The sequence below is a fragment of the Pseudomonas sp. LBUM1653 genome (genome assembly GCF_059716115.1).
Genome location: NZ_CP166803.1, coordinates 7,015,620 through 7,038,159 on the forward strand (window position 1 = coordinate 7,015,620; position 22,540 = coordinate 7,038,159).

The following is a 22,540-nucleotide window of genomic DNA, read 5'->3' on the forward strand; positions in this document are numbered from 1 at the left end:
GAGTCCTCGATTCAGATAAAAAAATCGCAACCCAAAGGCTGCGATTTTTTAAGGTTCGATCAGCTGTGAATAACTTATTCCACAGTCACGACTATATAGTCCAGTTACTGTAAGAATATTCTAAAATCCATGTAAGTCGCATCCGTAAAGAATAAAACTCAAACTTCTTCCACTTAAATAGTTAGTAAGCAGAACGCTACAGTCTTGAGGGAAAAATAGAGCGATATCGAGCGATTTACCCTGAATACGCAGTCACCCTATCCGTACAAAAGGAATGTCAATGTCTGCACATTTTTCAGGTAATGCGTGGGGCAGTACCGGCACCGACCGGCGCCTGTTAAAAGTGCAATTCAGCTTTTTGCTGATGGTTCTAGGGGGACGGTGCAATCAGTTAGCCGTGGCCTGGTGGGCCTTGCAGGAAACAGCCTCTGCGCTCTATTTTGCCCATTTGATCGCTTTTTCCATCGCGACGGAGGTGTTAGCCAAACCCTTACTGGGATGGCTGGGAGACAAATACAACAAAATCCTGATCATCAAGCTAGCCTCATCGATCAGCTTGCTGACAGCGCTGTTGATGGTGATGCTGTCCGCTATGGGATCGTTCAATCCCTGGACGGTGGGCGCGCTAATGATGATCAGCAGTGCAATTGTCGGCGTGCGCGATCCTCTTCAGGCGTCGATCATTCCTTTGTTTGCAGATGGCGATAAAGTTATCCTCGCCTTTCGGACCAAAAGCGTGATGTCGTCATTTTCAGTTCTGCTCGGGCCGGCACTGGCCAGCGGGTTGATTTACGGATTCGGTACGACCTTCGCCTTCGCCGCCGATTGTATTACGATTCTTGTCGCCGGAGCACTGATCGCGACCATCCCAAATCACATCGGTGCCACTGATCGAGGCGAAAAAGCCTCAAGTGCCAGCGGATTCAGAATGATCTATTCCGGATTCAAAGTTATCTACGGAGTGAAAGTCGAATTTTATCTGGCAATCATTGCAATGCTGATCAACTTTGCCCTGTTTCCGTTCTTCACCATCCTGATCCCACTGTACGTAAAGGATGTCATTCAGTTCCCGGTCACTTATATCGGTCTTTTGGATTCTTGCTTCGGGCTGGGCATTTTGGCGGGTAGCTACAAAATCATCGGCTGGCTATCCGACCATGTCCCCCGCGACATGTGCGTGTCTGCCGGCTTCGCATTATTGGGATGCAATCTGGTGGTGGTTGGCAGCGTTTCATCGTCTTTAATCGTACCTGCTGCCTTCTTCTGCGGCGGTGTCGGCTTGATGTTGATCAACATTCCCACTTCAGCTGTGAGGTTGCTGGCGACGCCAAATCACTACCGCAACCGGATTTTTGCCACTGTTTCATTTCTGTCTGCGGCGGCCAGTCCTTTGGGCAGTTTCGCAATGAACACCCTGATTGCTGGCTGGGGGGTATTAATGACAATCACACTTCTGGGCGTCATGGTGCTTTTGTTGTCTTTGTTGGTCTTCCTGGTGCCTGATTTTAGGACTTTTATGCGTTCCCAAGATACGCAGCTGAACGATGCATACCTCGACAAATATCCTAAAGCGTTTGCATCTACGGCGACAAAATAGCTTATCTATAAAAAAGGGGGCGACACCAAAGTGTCACCCCCACTCGTTTGGCCAATCCTCTGGAATACTCTCCAAAGCACCAACTCGATCAGCTGTGGATAACTTATTCCACAGTCACCGATTTCGCCAGGTTGCGTGGCTGGTCAACGTCGGTGCCTTTCAGCACGGCAACGTAGTACGACAGCAACTGCAGCGGGATGGTGTAGAGGATCGGCGACAGGATGTCGTGGATGTGCGGCATCTGCACAACGTGCGTGCCTTCACCATTGGTCATGCCGGCCTTCTCGTCAGCGAAAACAACCAGTTGGCCACCACGGGCGCGGACTTCCTGGAGGTTGGACTTCAGCTTCTCCAGCAGTTCGTTGTTTGGCGCCACGGTCACCACTGGCATGTCGTTATCCACAAGCGCCAGCGGGCCGTGCTTCAGCTCGCCAGCCGGGTAGGCTTCGGCGTGGATGTAGGAAATTTCCTTGAGCTTGAGGGCCCCTTCCATCGCGACCGGGAATTGCGCGCCGCGCCCCAGGAACAGCGTGTGATTCTTCTCGGCGAACAGTTCAGCGATTTTCTCAACGGTGCTGTCCATCGCCAGGGCTTCACCCAGACGGGTTGGCAAGCGACGCAGCTCTTCGACCAGCGTTGCTTCAACGCCTTTGGCCAACGAGCCATGTACCTGGCCCAGGGACAGGGTCAGTAACAGCAAGCCAACCAATTGCGTGGTGAAAGCTTTGGTAGACGCCACGCCGATTTCGCGACCGGCCTGGGTCAGCAGGGTCAGGTCGGATTCGCGCACCAGCGAACTGATGCCGACGTTGCAGATGGCCAGGCTGGCTAGGAAACCCAATTCCTTGGCATTGCGCAGCGCAGCCAGGGTGTCGGCGGTTTCGCCGGACTGGGAGATGGTCACGAACAGAGTGTCGGGTTGTACCACCACTTTGCGGTAGCGGAACTCGCTGGCGACTTCGACCTGGCACGGGATGCCGGCCAGTTCTTCGAGCCAGTAACGGGCAACCATGCCGGCGTGATAGCTGGTGCCGCAGGCTACGATCTGCACATTGCGCACTTTGGCGAACAGCTCGGCGGCCTGTGGACCGAAAGCTTGTACCAGTACACCGTTCGGGCTCAATCGACCTTCCAGGGTGCGCTGCACCACGGACGGTTGCTCGTGGATTTCCTTGAGCATGAAATGGCGGAACTCGCCTTTTTCAGCCGCTTCGGCGCCATCGCGATACTGCACGGTCTCACGCTCGACAGCTTTGCCGCTGACATCCCAGATCTGCACGCTGTCGCGGCGAATTTCGGCGATATCGCCCTCTTCCAGGTACATGAAACGGTCAGTCACCTGACGCAACGCCAATTGGTCGGACGCCAGGAAGTTCTCACCCAGGCCCAGGCCGATCACCAGCGGGCTGCCACTGCGGGCTGCCACCAGGCGATCAGGTTGCTGCGCGCTAATCACTGCCAGGCCGTAAGCACCGTGCAGTTCCTTCACCGTTGCCTTGAGGGCCTCGGCCAGGTCAGGAAGATCCTTGAGTTTGTGGTTCAGCAGGTGGGCGATGACTTCAGTGTCAGTGTCCGAGGTGAAAACGTAACCCAGGGCCTTGAGTTGTTCACGCAGGGCTTCATGGTTTTCGATGATGCCGTTGTGCACCACTGCCAGATCGCCAGAGAAGTGCGGATGCGCGTTGCGCTCGCATGGTGCACCGTGAGTGGCCCAGCGAGTGTGGGCAATACCCAGTCGGCCGACCAGCGGTTCTTCGGCCAAGGCTTGCTCGAGTTCGCTGACCTTGCCCGGGCGACGCAAACGCTCGAGCTTCTGATCGTTGGTGTACACCGCTACGCCCGCGCTGTCATACCCACGGTATTCCAGGCGCTTGAGGCCCTCGACCAGAATGGCGGTGATGTTACGTTCTGCGACTGCGCCGACAATTCCACACATGTTATTTCTCCTGACTGACAGCCGCGCAAATCAAAGTGATACCGCGGGCTTGAATCTGATCCCGCGCTTCGAGCGACAGGCGATCATCGGTAATGAGGGTATGGACGCTGCTCCAGGGCAGCTCCAGGTTGGGAATCTTGCGACCGATCTTGTCGGCCTCCACCATCACGACCACTTCACGGGCGACTTCGGCCATGACCCGGCTAAGTCCCAGCAATTCGTTGAAGGTGGTTGTACCGCGGACCAGATCAATACCATCGGCGCCGATGAACAATTGATCGAAGTCGTACGAGCGTAGTACCTGCTCGGCAACCTGGCCCTGAAAGGACTCGGAATGCGGGTCCCAGGTGCCGCCGGTCATCAACAGCACCGGCTCATGCTCGAGTTCGCTCAAGGCATTGGCGACGTGCAGGGAGTTGGTCATCACCACCAGGCCCGGTTGTTGCCCCAATTCCGGAATCATCGATGCGGTCGTGCTGCCGCTGTCGATGATGATGCGTGCATGTTCGCGAATCCGCGCGACGGCTGCGCGGGCGATGGCTTGCTTGTACCTGGAGACCGGTTGACTCAGGTCGGCCACCAGTTCCTGAGGCAGGGTGATCGCGCCGCCATATCGACGCAGCAGCAGACCGTTGCTCTCAAGAGCGGCCAGATCCTTGCGAATCGTAACTTCAGAGGTTTCGAAACGCTTGGCCAACTCATCCACACTGACTTCACCCTGCTCGTTGAGCAAGGCCAGGATGTTGTGGCGACGTTGAGGCGTGTTGCGTTTAGACATGATCTGATAAGTTTCGATTCGAAAGATAACGAAAGCAATCAAACCCTATCAGTGAAATTTCGTCAAGCGCGGAGTGATCAAAAGGCCTGTGGATAAAAATATTAAAGGCAAGCCCCCTTAGGGGAGCGAGACTTGCCGATTAATATTATTAACAACACTTACCCTGTGAATAACTTCTGCCAAACATTGAGATGTGGATAACTTAACTCTTCTTGAGCTTCTCCGGTCGCTTCCAACCGTCGATGTTCTTTTGGCGTGCACGGGCAACGGCCAACTGCGCTTTATCCACAGTGGAGGTAATAGTCGAACCGGCTGCCGTAGTAGCACCATCCAAGATATCCACAGGCGCCACCAACGAGTTGTTGGAACCGATAAACACATCTTCGCCCAGCACGGTTTTCCACTTGTTGGCGCCATCGTAGTTGCAGGTGATGGTGCCGGCACCGATGTTGGTGCGTGCACCCACTTCGGCATCGCCCAGATAGGTCAGGTGGCCTGCTTTGGCGCCTTCGCCCAGGTGAGCATTTTTCAACTCGACGAAGTTACCCACATGCGCCCGCGCTTCGAGCACAGTGCCTGGACGCAAACGTGCGAACGGACCGGCATCGCTGCCTTCACCGAGAATCGCCCCTTCGATATGGCTGTTGGCCTTGATCACCACGCCTTTGCGCAAGGTGCTGTCCTTGATCACGCAGTTTGGGCCGATGACCACGTCGTCTTCAATGACAACGTTACCTTCGAGGATCACGTTGATATCGATCAGCACGTCGCGACCGACACTGACCTCACCCCGGACATCGAAACGGGCCGGGTCGCGCAGGGTCACGCCTTGGGCCATCAAGCGACGGCCGGCGCGCAACTGATAATGACGTTCAAGATCGGAAAGCTGCTTGCGGTCGTTGGCGCCCTGCACTTCCATGGCGTCGTGGGGTTGTTCGGTGGCCACCACCAGGCCGTCACTGACTGCCATTTCGATCACGTCGGTCAGGTAGTACTCGCCCTGCGCGTTGTTGTTCGACAGGCGACCTGTCCAGTCGGCCAAGCGATCGGCCGGCACCGCGAGAATGCCGGTGTTGCCTTCTTTGATGGCGCGCTGGGCTTCGGTGGCGTCCTTGTGCTCGACGATGGCAGAAACCTTGCCATCAGTGTCGCGAACGATGCGGCCGTAACCGGTTGCGTCATCCAGCTCGACGGTGAGCAGACCCATCTGCCCAGGCACTACAAGCTTGAGCAAACGCTGCAAGGTTTCGATTTCAATCAACGGCACATCGCCGTAAAGCACCAGCACGGTGTCGGACTTGATGAAGGGAACAGCCTGGGCCACGGCATGACCGGTGCCCAGTTGTTTGTCCTGGAGGACGAAGTTCAGATCGTCAGCGGCCAAGCGCTCGCGCACCACATCGGCACCATGGCCGATCACCACGTGAATGCGCTGTGGATCAAGTTGTCGGGCGCTGTGGATAACATGGCCGAGCATCGAATTGCCGGCAATCGGGTGCAAGACTTTCGGCAGGGCCGAACGCATGCGGGTGCCCTGGCCAGCAGCGAGGATAACGATTTCAAGAGACATGACTGGCTACCAATCCTGGGTGGTCAGCGGCTGCGACCAACGTGATGAATATCGGAAAAGAAAAAAGGGTAGCCGAGGCTACCCTTTTTAATCAATCACACAACAAGCGCTGCCTTAGTGGCCGAACTTCTTGCGGATCTGCTGGACGGTGCGCAGCTGAGCTGCAGCCTCGGCCAGACGTGCGGCAGCAGAACCGTAATCGAATTCTGCGCCACGTTCATGCAAGGCCTTCTCGGCTGCCTTAACGGCTTCCTGAGCGGAGGCTTCATCCAGGTCGGCAGCACGTTGCACGGTGTCGGCAAGAACCTTGACCATGTTCGGCTGAACCTCGAGGAAACCACCGGAGATGTAATACACCTCCTCTTCCCCGCCCTGCTTGACCAGGCGGATCGGACCTGGCTTCAGATTAGTGATCAGCGGCGCGTGACCCAGAGCGATACCAAGATCACCCAGTGCACCGTGCGCAATCACCATCTCGACCAGACCGGAAAAGATTTCTCCTTCCGCGCTGACGATATCGCAATGGACTGTCATAGCCATCTGATTGCCTCAACCTAAATTAGCGCCCGTTGCCGGGCGCCGGGATTACAGTTTCTTGGCTTTCTCGATCGCTTCTTCGATGCCGCCAACCATGTAGAACGCTTGTTCTGGCAGGTGGTCGTAGTCACCGTTGAGGATGCCTTTGAAGCCAGCAATGGTGTCTTTCAGGGAAACGTATTTACCCGATGCACCGGTGAAGACTTCAGCCACGAAGAACGGCTGCGACAAGAAACGCTGGATCTTACGAGCACGGTTTACCAACTGCTTGTCGGCTTCCGACAGCTCGTCCATACCCAGGATCGCAATGATGTCCTTCAGTTCTTTGTAACGCTGCAGAACGTACTGAACGCCGCGAGCGGTGTCGTAGTGATCCTGACCGATTACGTTCGGGTCCAGCTGGCGCGAAGTCGAATCCAGTGGATCTACCGCTGGGTAGATACCCAGGGAAGCGATGTCACGGGACAGAACGACGGTGGCGTCCAAGTGGGCGAAGGTGGTCGCTGGCGACGGGTCGGTCAAGTCATCCGCAGGTACGTATACCGCTTGGATCGAAGTGATCGAACCTTCCTTGGTCGAAGTGATACGTTCTTGCAGAACGCCCATCTCTTCGGCCAGGGTCGGCTGGTAACCTACTGCAGAAGGCATACGGCCCAGCAGTGCGGATACTTCAGTACCGGCCAGGGTGTAACGATAGATGTTGTCGACGAACAGCAGAACGTCGTTACCTTCGTCACGGAACTTCTCGGCCATGGTCAGGCCGGTCAATGCTACGCGCAGACGGTTACCCGGCGGCTCGTTCATCTGACCGTAAACCAGTGCCACTTTATCCAGAACGTTGGAATCCTTCATCTCGTGGTAGAAGTCGTTACCCTCACGAGTACGCTCACCCACACCGGCGAACACGGAATAACCGCTGTGCTCGATGGCGATGTTACGGATCAGTTCCATCATGTTTACGGTTTTGCCTACACCGGCACCACCGAACAGACCGACTTTACCGCCTTTGGCAAACGGGCAAACCAGGTCGATAACCTTGATGCCGGTTTCCAGCAGGTCGTTGCCGCCTGCTTGTTCGGCGAACGAAGGCGCTGGACGGTGAATGCCCCAACGCTCTTCAGTGGCGATTGGGCCAGCTTCGTCGATCGGGTTGCCCAGTACGTCCATGATCCGGCCCAGGGTCGCTTTACCGACCGGTACGGAGATGGCTGCGCCAGAGTCGACAACGTCCAGACCGCGCTTCAAGCCTTCGGTGGAACCCATCGCAATGGTACGAACCACGCCGTCGCCCAGCTGCTGCTGAACTTCCAGGGTGGTCCCGGCCGCGCTTTGTACAGTCAGCGCGTTGTAGATGCTCGGTACGCTGTCGCGTGGAAATTCCACGTCGATAACGGCGCCGATGATTTGAACGATACGTCCGCTACTCATAGCTGGATCCTCTGAATATTTGAACCGTTAAACCGCGGCGGCGCCGCCGACGATTTCCGAGATCTCTTGGGTGATCGCAGCCTGACGCGCCTTGTTGTAGACCAGCTGCAAATCGCTGATCAAATCACCGGCGTTGTCGGTAGCGTTCTTCATCGCGATCATCCGCGCAGCTTGTTCAGCCGCGTTGTTCTCGACCACCGCCTGGTAGACCTGCGACTCAACGTAGCGGACCATCAAGCCGTCAAGCAGCTCTTTGGCATCCGGTTCGTAGAGATAGTCCCAGTGGTGCTTGAGATCCTGATCCGGGGTTGCCACCAGTGGAATCAATTGCTCCACGGTAGGCTGTTGCGTCATGGTGTTGATGAACTTGTTGGACACCACGGACAGGCGGTCAATACGGCCGTCCAGGTAGGCATCCAGCATCACTTTGACGCTACCGATCAAGTCGTTGATCGACGGCTCTTCACCCAGGTGGCTGATAGCTGCTACGACGTTGCCGCCGAAGTTGCGGAAAAAGGCCGCACCCTTGCTACCCACTACACACAGATCAATCTCGACGCCTTTCTCGCGGTTTACCGCCATGTCCTTGACCAGGGCCTTGAACAGGTTGGTGTTCAAGCCACCACACAGACCACGGTCACTGCTCACTACGACATAACCAACACGCTTGATTTCGCGGTCGATCATGAACGGGTGGCGGTATTCCGGGTTGGCGTTGGCCAGATGCCCAATAACCTGGCGGATGCGCTCCGCATAAGGACGGCTAGCAGCCATGCGCATTTGTGCCTTGCGCATTTTGCTGACCGCCACTTTTTCCATGGCGCTGGTAATTTTTTGCGTGCTTTTGATGCTCGCAATCTTACTGCGAATCTCTTTTGCGCCTGCCATGTAACACCTATCAGGTTAGCAAGCGGGAGCCTTGCGGCTCCCGCTGCGGCTTACCAGGTTTGGGTGGCCTTGAACTTCTCGATACCGGCTTTCATGCCAGCGTCGATATCGTCATTGAAGTCACCCTTCACGTTGATCTTCGCCATCAATTCGGCGTGATCGCGGTTGAAGTAAGCAATCAGCGCTTGTTCAAAGCTGCCGACCTTGGTGATTTCGACGTCAGTCAGGAACCCACGCTCAGCGGCATACAGCGACAACGCCATGTCAGCGATCGACATTGGGGCGTATTGCTTCTGCTTCATCAGCTCGGTAACGCGCTGACCATGCTCAAGTTGCTTACGGGTCGCTTCGTCCAGGTCAGAAGCGAACTGGGCGAATGCCGCCAGTTCACGGTACTGAGCCAGAGCGGTACGGATACCACCGGACAGCTTCTTGATGATCTTGGTCTGAGCGGCACCACCCACACGGGATACCGAAACACCGGCGTTCACAGCAGGACGGATCCCGGAGTTGAACATGGCCGATTCCAGGAAGATCTGACCGTCGGTGATGGAAATCACGTTGGTCGGAACGAACGCGGAAACGTCGCCAGCTTGGGTTTCGATGATCGGCAGTGCGGTCAGGGAACCGGTTTTGCCGGTCACTGCGCCGTTGGTGAACTTCTCTACGTACTCTTCCGAAACGCGGGATGCGCGCTCCAGCAGACGGGAGTGGAGATAGAACACGTCGCCTGGGTAAGCTTCACGGCCTGGTGGACGGCGCAGCAGCAGGGAAATCTGGCGGTAAGCCACTGCTTGCTTGGACAGATCGTCATAAACGATCAGCGCGTCTTCACCGCGGTCGCGGAAGAATTCACCCATGGTGCAACCGGAGTACGGTGCCAGGAATTGCAGCGCAGGAGATTCCGAAGCGCTGGCAGCCACGATGATCGTGTTGGCCAGGGCGCCGTTTTCTTCCAGCTTGCGAACCACGTTGGCGATGGTCGATTGTTTCTGACCGATCGCTACGTAAACGCAGTAGATGCCGCTGTTCTTCTGGTTGATGATCGCGTCGATCGCCAGAGCGGTTTTACCGATCTGACGGTCACCGATGATCAGCTCACGCTGGCCACGGCCGACAGGGATCATGGCATCGACAGCCTTGTAGCCAGTCTGTACAGGCTGGTCTACCGACTTACGCCAGATCACGCCTGGAGCAACTTTCTCGACCGCGTCGGTCTCGGTGTTGCCCAGTGGACCTTTGCCGTCAACAGGGTTACCCAGTGCGTCGACTACGCGACCCAGCAGTTCCTTACCAACAGGAACTTCCAGGATGCGGCCGGTGCACTTGGCGCTCATGCCTTCAGCCAGAGACTGGTAAGCGCCCAGTACAACGGCACCTACGGAGTCTTGCTCCAGGTTGAGGGCCATGCCGAAGACGCCGCCCGGAAACTCGATCATCTCGCCGTACATTACGTCGGCCAGACCGTGAATCCGCACGATACCGTCAGATACGCTGACGACTGTGCCTTCGTTACGGGCTTGGGAGGTCACATCGAGCTTGTCGATGCGGCCCTTGATAATTTCACTTATTTCGGAAGGATTGAGTTGCTGCATTGCTCTGCTGCCCCTTCAAACTCAAGATTTCAATGCTTCGGCAAGTTTCGCGATTTTTCCGCGAATCGAGCCATCGATAACCAGGTCGCCGGCGCGGATTACGACACCACCTATCAGGGCGGCATCCTCCGCAACTTGCAGGCGCACTTCCCGGTTGAGTCGTGCACTGAGAACCTTGGCGAGTTTGTCTTGCTGTTCTTTGTTCAATGCGAAAGCACTGGTGACTTCAACGTCTACCGATTTCTCTTGTTCGGCCTTGTACAGGTCGAACAGAGCGGCGATCTCCGGCAACAGCGGGAGACGGTCGTTTTCGGCAACGACGTGGATGAAGTTCTGTGCCTTGGCATCAAACTTGTCGCCGCACACGTCAATGAACGTGGCGGCCTTTTCTGCGCTCGTCAATCGCGGGGCCTTGAGCACGCGCTGCATGGTGTCGTCTTGCGACACCGCTGCAGCCAGGCCGAGCATGGCTGACCAATTGGCCAGTTGCTGGTGGGCCTGAGCGTGCTCGAAGGCCGCCTTAGCGTAAGGTCGGGCCAACGTGGTCAGTTCTGCCATGATCGCCCTCGCTTAGATTTCAGCAGCCAGTTGGTTAACCAGCTCTGCGTGCGCGTTTTGATCGATTGTGGCACCCAGGATCTTCTCGGCGCCGCCGACTGCCAGCAAGCCCACTTGGGCACGCAGCGCGTCTTTGACACTGTTCAGTTCCTGTTCGATCTCGGCCTGAGCCTGAACCTTCACACGGTCAGCGTCGATACGGGCTTTTTCAACAGCCTCTTCAACAATCTGATTACCGCGTTTCTTGGCTTGCTCGATGATTTCAGCTGCCTGAGCTTTCGCTTCGCGCAGTTGCTGACCCGCTTTCTCTTGGGCCAACTCCAGGTCGCGAGCTGCACGGCTGGCAGCGTCCAGACCATCAGCGATCTTCTTTTGACGTTCGTGCAGTGCCGCAATGACCGGAGGCCATACGAACTTCATGCAGAACAGTACAAAAATCAGGAACGCAACGGACTGGCCAATCAGGGTCGCATTAATGTTCACGCCAACACCTCGCAGTTTCGTTGTCCATCACACCAAATTACCCGGAAGATCCGAGTAATCAGCCAGCGATCTGACCAACGAACGGGTTCGCAAAGGTGAAGAACAGAGCGATACCAACACCGATCATGGTTACGGCGTCGAGCAGACCGGCAACGATGAACATTTTAACTTGCAGCATTGGAACCATTTCTGGCTGACGCGCTGCGCCTTCCAGGAACTTGCCGCCCAACAGGCCGAAACCAATTGCGGTACCCAGTGCGCCCAGGCCGATCAACAGTGCAACAGCGATAGCGGTTAGACCAACTACAGTTTCCATCTTTCCTCCCGACTTTTACGTCGTATGGTTTAGGTTTTTTTAATTTAAAGCGGTAAAACAAATCGTTTCAGATGCCCCGTGAGGAGCACCCTCCCGTTTGACCGGGAGGGACATCAGACTAGTCGAGACTGGTCTTAATGGTTTTCTTCGTGCGCCATCGACAGGTAGACGATGGTCAGCATCATGAAGATGAACGCCTGCAGGGTGATGATCAGGATGTGGAACACGGCCCACGCCCACTGCAGTACAACGCCCAGGCCACTAAGCCAGAGCAGACCGCTGCCGAACATCACAGCAATCAGAATGAAGACCAGCTCGCCGGCATACATGTTGCCGAACAGACGCAGAGCCAGGGAGATCGGCTTGGCGATCAGGGTCACGAATTCCAGCAGGAAGTTCACTGGGATCAGCAGGGCTTGAACGAAGATGTTCTTGCTGCCGAACGGGTGCAGGGTCAGTTCGCCGATGAAGCCGCCGATGCCCTTGACCTTGATGCTGTAGAAAATGATCAGTGCGAAAACCGACAACGCCATGCCCAGGGTCGCGTTCGGGTCGGTAGTCGACACGGCGCGGAACGGGATGTGTTGGTCGCCGGAGATCAGGATGGCCAGCTGAGGAATCCAGTCGACCGGTACCAGGTCGACGGCGTTCATCAGGAACACCCAGACGAAGATGGTCAGTGCCAGCGGTGCAATCACCGGGCTACGGCCATGGAAGCTGTCTTTCACGCTGCCATCGACGAATTCGACCAATACTTCAACGAAGTTCTGCAAAGCACCAGGTACACCGGTAGTCGCCTTCTTCGCCGCCATGCGGAAAAGAAGAACGAAAATCAGACCCAATGCGACCGACCAGCCGAGGGTATCGACGTGGAAAGCCCAAAAGCCCATTTCCTTGGCTTCTGCTGCGGTGTGGGCAAAGCCCCAGCCGCCGGTAGGGTGCTGACCGAAGGTCAGGTTCTGCAAGTGGTGCTGGATATAGCCCGAAGCGGTTGTCTCTGCCATGGTTGCCTCAAACGCCCTAAGGTCTCGAAAGTCTTGTTCTCATCAGCAGGGGAGCGAACCAGCTGACCGACTGAGTCAGCACGAAGACACCGAATACTGCAATCGGTGCCAATGGCTTCACACCTGCAAACACCAGTGCAAACAGCACTGCCGTCAAAATCAGTTTGCCTGCCTCGCCGGCATAAAAAGACCGGACGATGGACTGGGCTGCTCGGGCGCCGGAAAACCGAAATGCCCTGTGAGCAAAATAAACATTGGGCAGCAAGGCTATCAGGCCTCCGCAAAGTCCCGAGTACCCGGCAACGACTCCATGCCATTGCCAGAGCGCCAAAGCAGCGATCAGCAAAACGACAAATTGAGCCATTAACACCGGAAAAACTGCCAGGCGATGGAAGGGCAAGCGGTTTGGCGTGCGGGTTTCCATCACTATTGCTCTCCAATGGTCGGCTGCCAGAATTCAATAACTTGGCATAATTTGTGCCGACAAAATGCGCGCAGAGTATAGGGGCGGTTCTGCCCCTATTCAACTGTCAGGTAGTGATTTCCGACTGCGCGCTACATGAGGAATTGTTTCAGCGAATGTGTGCGAGCACGCCCTGAAGTTCATCCAGGGAGTTGTAACCAATGACCAGTTGCCCTTTACCCTTCTTCCCGTGGCGGATCTGCACCGCAGAGCCTAGGCGCTCGGCCAGGCGCTGTTCCAGGCGGGCAATATCCGGGTCCGGTTTCGAGGGTTCCACAGGCTCCGGTTTACCACTCAACCACTGGCGAACCAGTGCTTCAGTCTGGCGTACGGTCAGCCCGCGTGCGACAACATGTCGCGCCCCTTCAACCTGTTGATTTTCCGGCAAACCGAGCAATGCACGGGCATGACCCATTTCCAGGTCGCCGTGGGAAAGCATGGTTTTGATGACTTCCGGCAGCGAAATCAGGCGCAGCAGGTTGGCCACGGTCACCCGGGACTTGCCCACGGCTTCGGCGACTTGTTGCTGGGTCAGCTGGAATTCCGTCTGCAGACGCTGCAAGGCCACCGCTTCTTCGATCGGATTGAGGTCTTCGCGCTGGATGTTCTCGATCAGCGCAATGGCGATCGCGGTTTCATCCGGTACATCGCGCACCATCGCCGGGATGGTTTCCTGGCCAGCTTGCTGGCTGGCGCGCCAGCGGCGTTCGCCGGCGATGATTTCGTAGCGACCGCTACCGATTGGCCGCACAACGATCGGCTGCATCACGCCCTGTGCCTTGATCGATTGCGCCAGCTCTTCGAGCGCCTGGGGATCCATGTCGCGACGCGGCTGGTACTTGCCGCGCTGCAGCAGATCCAGCGGCAGGTGCTGCAGCTCACGCTGATCGGCTTGCACCGCCTGTTCTTCCAGCGCGCTGACACTCGGACCACTCAGCAGTGCATCCAGTCCACGTCCGAGACCTCGTTTCTTGACGGCCATGGGGATTCCTTAAGTTGCCTGAGCAGCGGCGATGCGTGAGTTTTTGCGTTGGCGACGGACCATTTCGCCCGCCAGGGCCAGATAGGCCACGGCACCGCGCGATGATTTGTCGTACGCCAGCGCCGGCATGCCGTAGCTGGGCGCTTCGGCCAGGCGAATGTTGCGCGGAATGACCGTGTCGTACAGCTGATCGCCGAAGTGTTCCTTGAGCTGGGCCGATACATCGTTCATCAGGCTCAAGCGCGGGTCGTACATCGTACGCAACAGGCCTTCGACCTTGAGGTTCGGATTGAGCAGCTCGGCGATGCGCTTGATGTTATCCACAAGGTCGCTCAAGCCTTCGAGTGCGAAGTACTCGCACTGCATGGGGATAATTACCCCGTCGGCGGCAACCAGTGCGTTCAAGGTCAGCATCGACAGTGACGGCGGGCAGTCGATCAAAATGTAGTCGTAGTTTTCACGGATCGGCGCCAACGCACTGCGCAGGCGGCTTTCCTTCATCTGCATTTCCAGCAGAACCACTTCGGCCGCGGTCAGGTCCCGGTTAGCCGGTAACAGCTGGTAACCGCCGTGTTCGGAGAAATGCATGGCCTGGGCCAGGTCACACTCCCCGATCAGCAGGTCATAAACCGAGTTTTCCAGGCCGTGTTTATCCACACCGCTACCCATGGTGGCGTTGCCCTGTGGATCGAGATCGATCAGCAATACCCGACGCTTGGTCGCGACCAGGGATGCTGCGAGGTTGATACAGGTGGTGGTCTTGCCCACACCACCCTTTTGGTTCGCAATCGCGAATACCTTAGCCATTCTTGCTTGTGTTCCCAATCATGCCGTGCGGCGCAGTATCAGCAGATGGCGTTGGCCTTGGCAACCAGGAACGGCCAGGGCGTGTTCGCTATCGAGGTGGAAGTCTGTCGGCAATGCTACCAGCTCATCGGCGGGATGAACGCCCTTCATTGCCAGCCAGCGTGTATCGGTGTCACCGAGGTGGCGCGTCCAGTTGCTGAAGTTCTCCATGCTGCTGAAGGCCCGGGAAATGATCCCGTTGAACGGCTGAGCAGGCTGGAACGCTTCGACGCGACTGTGGATAACTTGCAGGTTATCCAGTTTCAGCTCGAGTTTGACCTGGGTCAGGAAGCGGGTTTTCTTGCCGTTGCTGTCCAGGCAGGTCACTTGTGACTCAGGAAACAGGATGGCCAAGGGAATGCCCGGCATGCCGCCGCCGCTGCCAACATCGAGCCAGCGACCGTTTTCGACGAACGACATCACGCTCAGGCTATCGAGCAAATGACGGGACACCATTTCATCGGGATCACGGACGGCCGTGAGGTTGTAGGCCTTGTTCCATTTTATCAACAGGGCCAGATAACCCAGCAGTTGTGCATGCTGGGTTTCGGTCAGAGCGACACCGAGCTGACGAGCGCCTGTGGATAACTCTTCTGCGTGTTGCGGGGTGACCAACGAACTCAAGCGCTTTGCTCCAACTGACGGCCCGCGCCGCGTTTTTTCAAATGAATCATCAACAGGGAAATGGCTGCCGGTGTCACGCCCGGGATACGTGACGCCTGACCCAATGTCTCCGGACGGGTCGCGCCCAACTTGCTCTGGATCTCTTTGGAGAGACCGGAAATGTTCGTGTATTCGATATCCACAGGCAATTTGGTGTCTTCGCTGGCCCGTAGACGCGCGATTTCATCCTGCTGGCGATCGATGTAACCGGCGTACTTGGTCTTGATTTCGACCTGCTCGGCAACCTGTGGATCTTCTGCGCCCCCACCGGTGACGGCAATCAGTCCAGCGTAGTCGATTTCCGGACGGCTCAGCAGATTGAGCAAGTTGTATTCGTGAGTCAGTGGCGTGCCGAATTTTTCCGCAATCGCATCGCCCTGTTCGGTGCCCGGTCGTACCCAGGTGCTTTTCAGACGCTGCTCTTCCAGCTCGATACTTTCGCGTTTTTTGCAGAACGCCGCCCAGCGCACGTCATCGACAAGACCCAATTCGCGGCCTTTTTCGGTCAAGCGCAGGTCAGCGTTGTCTTCGCGCAAGATCAGCCGGTATTCGGCACGGGATGTAAACATCCGGTACGGCTCTTGGGTCCCGAGGGTAATCAGGTCGTCGACCAATACGCCGATGTAGGCTTCATCGCGACGCGGGCACCAGGCATCTTTTCCTTGGGCGCGCAGTGCGGCGTTGGTCCCGGCCAGCAAACCCTGGGCGCCGGCTTCTTCGTAACCGGTGGTGCCGTTGATTTGTCCTGCAAAGAACAGACCGCCGATGACTTTGGTTTCCAGGCTGTACTTCAGGTCACGCGGGTCGAAGTAGTCGTATTCGATGGCGTAGCCCGGACGCACGATGTGTGCGTTTTCCATGCCGCGGATCGATTGCACGATCTGCAATTGCACATCGAACGGCAAGGAAGTGGAGATTCCGTTCGGGTACAGCTCGTTTGTCGTCAAGCCTTCCGGCTCGATGAAGACCTGGTGGCTTTGCTTGTCGGCAAAACGATGGATCTTGTCTTCGATCGACGGGCAGTAGCGCGGGCCGATGCCTTCGATTTCCCCAGCAGCGGAATACATCGGCGAACGGTCGAGGTTCGCGGCAATGATTTCGTGGGTGCGCGCGTTGGTGTGGGTAATCCAGCAGCTGACCTGTTGTGGGTGCTGCTCTTTGGAGCCCATGAACGACATCACTGGAATCGGCGTATCGCCTGCCTGCTCGGTCATCACCGAGAAATCCACAGACCGGGCGTCGATACGCGGCGGAGTTCCTGTTTTCAGGCGACCGACACGCAGCGGCAGCTCACGCAGGCGCTGAGCCAAGGCGATCGATGGCGGATCACCGGCGCGCCCGCCGGAGAAATTCTGCAAACCGATGTGGATAAGTCCACCGAGGAACGTACCGGTGGTCAACACCACGGAATCGGCGAGGAAACGCAGACCCATCTGGGTCACGACACCACGCACTTGTTCCTGCTCAACGATCAGGTCGTCTGCAGCCTGTTGAAATATCCACAGGTTCGGCTGGTTTTCCAGTATTTCGCGCACCGCCGCCTTGTACAGAACCCGATCCGCCTGAGCGCGGGTTGCGCGCACGGCCGGGCCCTTGCGGCTATTCAAGACGCGAAACTGGATACCACCTTTGTCGGTAGCAATGGCCATCGCGCCGCCGAGGGCGTCGATTTCCTTGACCAGATGGCTTTTACCGATCCCGCCGATGGCAGGGTTGCAACTCATGGCACCGAGGGTTTCCACGTTATGCGTCAGCAACAGGGTCTTGACCCCCATACGTGCTGAGGCCAGTGCTGCCTCGGTACCGGCATGACCGCCGCCGATGACGATCACTTCAAAACGGGAAGGGAAATCCACCACGCACCTCGTGCCTGCTTAAGTAGGTAATTCAGGAATAGTTTGAGCTCAGGTTTTTGGACCTGGTCGACAAGTATAGGGACTTCGCCCTTCCTAAAGAACCCTTTGCACAAAATTTAACCAGCTGTGGAAAAGTGGCGGTTATAGAAATTAAAAAGAGAGAAATTTATTAAATCTTTGTTTTTATGTTTATTTCTACTGACCCACCTTTCTGTGGATAGATTCTTACAGGCCTTTCAATTCGCTGTGTACAGAGATTCAAAACTCTGTGGTCATGTGCCAATAAGGCCCTTGGATAACCGGTTTAAGCCTGTGGATGAATGGGGCTGTTATCCACAGGGGCGGTTATCTTCAGTTTTAAGGCCCTGTTATCAACTGCCCTTAGCCGCGGTTATTCACAGGGCTTAATCCACAGAAAAGCGCCAATCGAAGGAAATTCGGGCAGGGAAAAACCGCTCAAGCGGAAAAAATCTGCTCAGCACTGGAGGGTTGTTTTAGAAAAGGAGGGAGCAGACAGGCACGAACGGCCTGTCTGTGGATAGCAGAAGGACTATTTTCCGATGCAGAAGCTGGAAAAGATTCGCCCCAACAGGTCATCGGAGCTGAATGCACCGGTGATTTCTCCCAGCGACTGCTGAGCCTGGCGCAAATCTTCGGCCAGCAATTCGCCGGCACCCGCCAGAGTCAGTTGCGCGCGGCCGTGCTCAAGGGAAGCACTGGCATGACGCAATGCTTCCAGGTGACGCCTGCGAGCACTGAAGCTGCTTTCCGAGGTCTGTTCGTAGCCCATGCAAGCCTTCAGATGGTCGCGCAGCAACTCCAGGCCAACACCTGCAGACTTGGCGCTGAGGCTGATGGTGACGTGCCCGTCATCGCTGACTTCCAGGGCCATGGATTCGCCTGTGAGATCTGCCTTGTTACGGATCAGCGTGACTTTCGCCGGATCGGGGCGAGTTTCGAGGAACTCGGGCCATAGCGCGAAAGGATCGAGCGCTTCGGGCGCGGTGGCATCGACGACCAGCAGTACCCGATCTGCCTCGCCGATGGCCTTCAACGCCCGCTCCACACCAATTTTTTCCACATGGTCATCGGTATCGCGCAACCCGGCGGTATCCACCACGTGCAGCGGCATGCCATCGATGTGGATATGTTCGCGAAGGACGTCCCGCGTGGTGCCGGCGATCTCGGTGACGATGGCCGCTTCGCGACCGGCAAGTGCATTTAGCAGGCTGGATTTGCCAGCATTCGGACGACCGGCGATGACCACAGTCATGCCGTCGCGCAGCAAGGCACCCTGCCCGGCTTCGCGCATGACGGTGGATAACTCATCACGCACTTTATCGAGCATGCTCAATACGTGGCCATCGGCCAGGAAATCGATTTCTTCCTCCGGAAAGTCGATCGCCGCTTCGACATAAATCCGCAGGCCGATCAGTTGTTCCGTGAGGTTATGCACACGAGCCGAAAAGGCACCTTGCAGGGAGCGCAATGCGTTGCGAGCCGCCTGTGCAGAACTGGCTTCGATCAGGTCGGCGATGGCTTCGGCCTGGGCCAGGTCGAGCTTGTCGTTCAGGAATGCACGTTCACTAAATTCCCCCGGCCGGGCGAGACGGCAACCCAGTTGAAGGCAGCGCTGCAGCAGCATATCCAGAACCACCGGGCCACCGTGCCCCTGTAATTCCAATACATCTTCGCCAGTGAATGAGTTCGGTCCGGGAAAATACAGCGCGATGCCCTGATCGAGCACCTCGTCGTTTTCACCGAGGAACGGACCATAGTGAGCGTACCGCGGCTTGAGTTCGCGACCGCGGAAGGCCTCGGCCGCGACGCTGGCCAACGGCCCGGAAATACGAACGATGCCTACACCACCCCGACCTTGAGCGGTGGCGACGGCGGCAATGGTTTCACGAGGAGCGCTCATAAACCGGTATCCAGACAAAAGTGACAGATAGCAAAACGCCCCACTAGGGGGCGTTTTGAGTGGTTACCCACAGTGTAAGTCAGGCAGTCGCTTTGGCAGCTGCTTCGATCTTACGAGTGATGTACCACTGTTGTGCAATGGACAGCACGTTGTTCACAACCCAGTACAGGACCAGACCCGCCGGGAACCACAGGAAGAAGAAGGTGAAGATGATTGGCATCATTTTCATGACCTTCGCCTGCATTGGATCCGGAGGGGTCGGGTTCAACTGCTGCTGGATGAACATGGTGGCGCCCATGATGATCGGCAGAATGAAGAACGGATCCTTGATCGACAGGTCAGTAATCCACAGCATGAACGGCGCTTGGCGCATTTCCACGCTTTCCAGCAGAACCCAATACAGCGAAAGGAATACCGGCATCTGCACGAGGATTGGCAAGCAACCACCCAGCGGATTGATCTTCTCTTTCTTGTACAGCTCCATCATGGCCTGCGACATTTTCTGCCGGTCATCGCCATGTTGCTCTTTCAGCGCAGCCAGTTTCGGCGCCACTGCACGCATACGCGCCATGGATTTGTAGCTGGCAGCCGACAGCGGGAAGAAGATCCCCTTGATCAGCATGGTCAGGAAGATGATCGACCAGCCCCAGTTACCGACCAGTGCGTGGATATGTTGCAGCAACCAGAAGATTGGCTGGGCAATGAACCACAGAATGCCGTAGTCGACGGTCAATTCCAGACCTGGGGACAACTCTTTCAAGACAGCCTGACTTTTCGGACCCGCGTACAGAACGGCGCTGGTTTCAGCCTTGGCACCCGGAGCAACGGTCAACGAAGGACCGGTGTAACCGATGATGTAGTTGCCTTTGCTGTCTTTACGGGTCTGGACGATATTGTTTTCGCCCTTGACCGGGATCCACGCGGTCACGAAGTAGTGCTGCAACCAGGCAACCCAACCACCGGTGACGGTTTCTTTCAGCTGAGCCTTATCCATGTCGCTCATCGACACTTTCTTGTACGGCTCGTTACTTGTCCACAGGGCGGCGCCCAGGTAAGTCGCGGTACCGGTGGCGGTGCTGGAAGATGGATCGGAGCTGGCGTCACGCTTCAACTGCGCGAACATTGCACCGGACCAGGGCTGTGCGCTCTGGTTGTCGATCAGGTAGGAAACGGTTACGTCATACAGGCCGCGTTTCAGGGTGAAACGCTTGATGTAGTTGACGCCGTCCTTGCTGAACTTCAGGTCCACGACCAATTGGTCCTGACCGTCAGCCAGTTGATAAACCTTCTTCTCTGCCGAGTAAATCGGACGACCGGCAGGACTTGCATCCGGGCCGTTGCTGCCAATCAGGCCACTTTGAGCCAGATAAGTCCGTTCGTTACCGTTGTCGAACAGCTGGAATGGAATTTCCGGATGGTCCTGACGACGTGGATACAGCGGCAATCTCAGTTGGGCAACATCACCACCTTGTGGATCGATGGCCAGATCGAGCACATCCGTTTTGATCTGGATGAGGTCGGTGCTTGCGGCAACCGGAGTTTCGGCTGGTGCACTGGTATCGTTTGCGGCGTGTGGAATGTCGTCACTGACGGACGCTTTATTGCCAGTGGCCGTATCCGGGAGGCCCGGTGCGGTCGTACTGGAAGCAACATTCTGAGTCGGCAGGGCAGCCTGGCCATAGTCCTGGTTCCATTTAAGAACCATAACGTAGGACACGATTGCCAGGGCGACGATCAGGATCGTGCGTTTGATATCCATGATTACTCGGCCATCGAAGAAGAACGGGAGGTAGGGATAGGTGGAACCGGGTCATAACCACCGGGATTCCACGGATGACAGCGACCTAAACGACGAAAGGTCAGCCAGCCACCGCGCAGAAGGCCATGATTTTCGATGGCTTCTAACGCGTAGCAGGAACAACTGGGATAGAAACGACAGTGACTGGCCATCAGGGGACTAATGGCGTAGCGATAAAACTGGATCGGAACGATTGCCAGTTTACGCATCTGGACTGTCTACCCCTACAGTTTCGGTTTTGACTGCCGGTACCGGCGTACTGCGTGCCAGACGCTTCCAGAGTTTGCCGAAATGCTGAATCAATTCGGGGTTTCCTACATCACCCAAACCTTTGCGCGCGACGATAACTATGTCCCAGCCGACCAGTGAATCCTGGTGCAGGCGAAACGATTCGCGCATCAGACGTTTGAGGCGATTGCGCTCGACGGAGAGCTTTACGCTCTTTTTCCCGATAACCAGCCCGAGACGGGGGTGATCAAGATCGTTGTTGCGCGCAAGGAGCAGGAGATTTTTCCCCGGAACCTTGCCGGTAGGGGAGTCAAAGACTGCCTTGAAATGCCGGGGGGTAAGCAAACGCTTTTCCCGACTGAAGTCCTGACTCACCTCCAGTGCCGGCTTATCAAACTGCCAGACGCGCACGACCTTTGGCGCGACGACGCGACAGAACGGCACGGCCGTTCTTGGTAGCCATGCGAGCACGGAAACCGTGGGTACGAGCGCGTTTGATAGTGCTTGGTTGGAAAGTACGTTTCATTGTCGTGTTACCTGGTTCGTCCACAACGGGCCGGAATGGCCCCCGTTTTAAGAGACCGGGGATTCTAGAGAAAGCAAGCCTCTAGGTCAATTTCCAACCAACGTTTCCTTATAAATAGATCTCCAGGGGTTTTGCCTGACCAGGATCCCCAGCCAAATATAAAAATAAAGAAGGAAAGTATTTAAAGCTTTTCTGTAAAGCTTATAAAAGCTAAGGGCGCAGGTATCTGTGGATAAGTGGCTTTAGCCCTTGTTTCACCTGATGTACAGCGAATGACAACTACAGTGGAAAACCGTGTTCAGCCTGTGCTGCGCTGTCGGATAACCTGTGTGTGGAAAGCGCTGTTATCCACAGGCAGGTTATCCACCGAGTTTCGCCCCCACTTGTACAATGAGCTTAGAGGTAGTTATCCACAGAGCTTATGCACAGACCATTGGTCGTCTTTTTACCGTACAAAACCTTGATTCTTCTCGGTGCATGACCCACCTACGTGTGGATAAGTCGGCGTCTGGCCGTTACAATGGCCGCTTGTTTTTGCCTCACCGGCTTTCAACTTAGGGGATATCC

Annotated in this window: 22 protein-coding genes; 1 reads left to right on the top strand and 21 read right to left on the bottom strand. The window is 56.3% G+C overall.

The window, feature by feature from the left end; all coding sequences use genetic code 11:
* Positions 1–280: 280 nt before the first annotated feature.
* Entirely contained in the window at positions 281–1,597 is a 1,317-nt protein-coding gene (locus ACA054_RS31825; protein ID WP_497687637.1) for an MFS transporter, read from the top strand.
* A gap of 103 nt (positions 1,598–1,700) precedes the next feature.
* Here the strand turns inward: ACA054_RS31825 and glmS are convergent, their stop codons facing one another.
* From glmS to rpmH, 21 genes are all read right to left on the bottom strand, one after another.
* Positions 1,701–3,533, bottom strand: coding sequence for a glutamine--fructose-6-phosphate transaminase (isomerizing) (glmS, locus tag ACA054_RS31830; RefSeq protein ID WP_497687638.1), 1,833 nt, complete (start codon positions 3,531–3,533; stop codon positions 1,701–1,703).
* A 1-nt stretch (position 3,534) separates the two neighbouring features.
* Positions 3,535–4,314 (bottom strand): DeoR family transcriptional regulator, encoded by a 780-nt coding sequence (locus tag ACA054_RS31835; protein WP_497690402.1) that lies wholly within the window; start codon positions 4,312–4,314, stop codon positions 3,535–3,537.
* A gap of 199 nt (positions 4,315–4,513) precedes the next feature.
* The gene (glmU, locus tag ACA054_RS31840; protein WP_497687639.1) at positions 4,514–5,881 is read right to left on the bottom strand and encodes a bifunctional UDP-N-acetylglucosamine diphosphorylase/glucosamine-1-phosphate N-acetyltransferase GlmU; all 1,368 of its coding nucleotides are present in this window, start codon (positions 5,879–5,881) and stop codon (positions 4,514–4,516) included.
* Positions 5,882–5,995: 114 nt separating this feature from the next.
* Positions 5,996–6,421 (bottom strand): F0F1 ATP synthase subunit epsilon, encoded by a 426-nt coding sequence (locus tag ACA054_RS31845; RefSeq protein ID WP_007969909.1) that lies wholly within the window; start codon positions 6,419–6,421, stop codon positions 5,996–5,998.
* A 45-nt stretch (positions 6,422–6,466) separates the two neighbouring features.
* A complete protein-coding gene (gene atpD / locus ACA054_RS31850; protein WP_008045671.1) occupies positions 6,467–7,846 on the bottom strand; it encodes a F0F1 ATP synthase subunit beta in 1,380 nt (459 codons plus the stop codon).
* Between the two features lie 27 nt (positions 7,847–7,873).
* Positions 7,874–8,734 carry a F0F1 ATP synthase subunit gamma gene (gene atpG, locus ACA054_RS31855; protein WP_008064595.1) on the bottom strand — a complete coding sequence of 287 codons (861 nt, stop codon included), beginning with the start codon at positions 8,732–8,734 and terminating at the stop codon, positions 7,874–7,876.
* A gap of 50 nt (positions 8,735–8,784) precedes the next feature.
* Positions 8,785–10,329, bottom strand: a complete 1,545-nt coding sequence (gene atpA, locus ACA054_RS31860) for a F0F1 ATP synthase subunit alpha (protein WP_497687640.1) — start codon at positions 10,327–10,329, stop codon at positions 8,785–8,787.
* A 21-nt stretch (positions 10,330–10,350) separates the two neighbouring features.
* The gene (locus ACA054_RS31865; protein ID WP_497687641.1) at positions 10,351–10,887 is read right to left on the bottom strand and encodes a F0F1 ATP synthase subunit delta; all 537 of its coding nucleotides are present in this window, start codon (positions 10,885–10,887) and stop codon (positions 10,351–10,353) included.
* Positions 10,888–10,899: 12 nt separating this feature from the next.
* The gene (locus ACA054_RS31870) at positions 10,900–11,370 is read right to left on the bottom strand and encodes a F0F1 ATP synthase subunit B (protein WP_008064601.1); all 471 of its coding nucleotides are present in this window, start codon (positions 11,368–11,370) and stop codon (positions 10,900–10,902) included.
* Positions 11,371–11,428: 58 nt separating this feature from the next.
* A complete protein-coding gene (atpE, locus tag ACA054_RS31875; RefSeq protein ID WP_003097235.1) occupies positions 11,429–11,686 on the bottom strand; it encodes a F0F1 ATP synthase subunit C in 258 nt (85 codons plus the stop codon).
* A gap of 134 nt (positions 11,687–11,820) precedes the next feature.
* Positions 11,821–12,690 carry a F0F1 ATP synthase subunit A gene (gene atpB, locus ACA054_RS31880; protein ID WP_497687642.1) on the bottom strand — a complete coding sequence of 290 codons (870 nt, stop codon included), beginning with the start codon at positions 12,688–12,690 and terminating at the stop codon, positions 11,821–11,823.
* A gap of 16 nt (positions 12,691–12,706) precedes the next feature.
* Positions 12,707–13,114, bottom strand: a complete 408-nt coding sequence (locus tag ACA054_RS31885; protein ID WP_008064605.1) for a F0F1 ATP synthase subunit I — start codon at positions 13,112–13,114, stop codon at positions 12,707–12,709.
* Between the two features lie 148 nt (positions 13,115–13,262).
* Positions 13,263–14,135, bottom strand: coding sequence for a ParB/RepB/Spo0J family partition protein (locus ACA054_RS31890; RefSeq protein WP_497637277.1), 873 nt, complete (start codon positions 14,133–14,135; stop codon positions 13,263–13,265).
* Between the two features lie 9 nt (positions 14,136–14,144).
* Positions 14,145–14,942: a ParA family protein gene (locus ACA054_RS31895; protein ID WP_008064610.1), complete on the bottom strand. Its 798-nt coding sequence runs from the start codon at positions 14,940–14,942 to the stop codon at positions 14,145–14,147.
* An 18-nt stretch (positions 14,943–14,960) separates the two neighbouring features.
* Entirely contained in the window at positions 14,961–15,605 is a 645-nt protein-coding gene (rsmG, locus tag ACA054_RS31900) for a 16S rRNA (guanine(527)-N(7))-methyltransferase RsmG (RefSeq protein WP_008064612.1), read from the bottom strand.
* Positions 15,602–17,500 carry a tRNA uridine-5-carboxymethylaminomethyl(34) synthesis enzyme MnmG gene (gene mnmG, locus ACA054_RS31905; RefSeq protein WP_497687643.1) on the bottom strand — a complete coding sequence of 633 codons (1,899 nt, stop codon included), beginning with the start codon at positions 17,498–17,500 and terminating at the stop codon, positions 15,602–15,604. The genes rsmG and mnmG overlap by 4 nt, the downstream gene beginning before the upstream one ends.
* Positions 17,501–18,050: 550 nt before the next feature.
* Positions 18,051–19,421 carry a tRNA uridine-5-carboxymethylaminomethyl(34) synthesis GTPase MnmE gene (gene mnmE, locus ACA054_RS31910; protein WP_497687644.1) on the bottom strand — a complete coding sequence of 457 codons (1,371 nt, stop codon included), beginning with the start codon at positions 19,419–19,421 and terminating at the stop codon, positions 18,051–18,053.
* Positions 19,422–19,500: 79 nt separating this feature from the next.
* Positions 19,501–21,180, bottom strand: a complete 1,680-nt coding sequence (yidC, locus tag ACA054_RS31915; protein ID WP_497687645.1) for a membrane protein insertase YidC — start codon at positions 21,178–21,180, stop codon at positions 19,501–19,503.
* 2 nt (positions 21,181–21,182) lie between these two features.
* A complete protein-coding gene (yidD, locus tag ACA054_RS31920) occupies positions 21,183–21,428 on the bottom strand; it encodes a membrane protein insertion efficiency factor YidD (protein WP_019816912.1) in 246 nt (81 codons plus the stop codon).
* Positions 21,421–21,822 carry a ribonuclease P protein component gene (rnpA, locus tag ACA054_RS31925; RefSeq protein WP_452629018.1) on the bottom strand — a complete coding sequence of 134 codons (402 nt, stop codon included), beginning with the start codon at positions 21,820–21,822 and terminating at the stop codon, positions 21,421–21,423. Before rnpA ends, yidD begins: the two co-directional genes overlap by 8 nt.
* Positions 21,823–21,838: 16 nt before the next feature.
* On the bottom strand, positions 21,839–21,973 hold the full coding sequence (gene rpmH / locus ACA054_RS31930) for a 50S ribosomal protein L34 (RefSeq protein WP_003213577.1): 135 nt from the start codon (positions 21,971–21,973) through the stop codon (positions 21,839–21,841).
* Between the last annotated feature and the right edge of the window lie 567 nt (positions 21,974–22,540).